The sequence below is a fragment of the Mesorhizobium sp. M4B.F.Ca.ET.089.01.1.1 genome (genome assembly GCF_004022605.1).
GTDB lineage: Bacteria > Pseudomonadota > Alphaproteobacteria > Rhizobiales > Rhizobiaceae > Mesorhizobium > Mesorhizobium abyssinicae.
Map to the genome: position 1 here is coordinate 1 of NZ_RZOS01001557.1, position 398 is coordinate 398.

The window sequence follows — 398 nt, forward strand, 5'->3', positions numbered from 1 at the left end:
TCCCAGGTCCGTGGCCACGAACCAGAGCGGCCCGTCGTCGTCTTCCACAAACCGACGGGCCGCTCTGGTTCGTGGCCACGGACCTGGGATGTGAGGGGTTGCCACTGTCCTATAAGCGCGACGCGGCAATTTCGGTTCCGAATAATTTTCCGACAAGTCGAAATATATTAGCAGCCGCTTTACCAAGCCGCCGACTGCACCAGAGTCAGCGTTTGGCGCTGTCGCGATCGGTCGCTGCCCGCGCTAGGAACATTTCCGTAACTTGTGACAGGTTGCTCTTCAGCCACTCAGCCATGGCTTCCTCTTCCCGCAGATTCTGCTCGCAGACGCGGACGATCTGGGCTTCGCCCTCTGCGTTCGCAGCAGCGATGAGAATGGTGTAAGAAGCGATTTCCATG

General features: G+C 58.5%; 1 protein-coding gene. It reads right to left on the reverse strand.

Going from position 1 to position 398, the window contains the following annotated elements; all coding sequences use genetic code 11:
- Positions 1 to 205: 205 nt before the first annotated feature.
- The coding region (locus EN780_RS38275; protein WP_128276683.1) for a DUF892 family protein at positions 206 to 398 on the reverse strand (193 nt) is incomplete at its 5' end.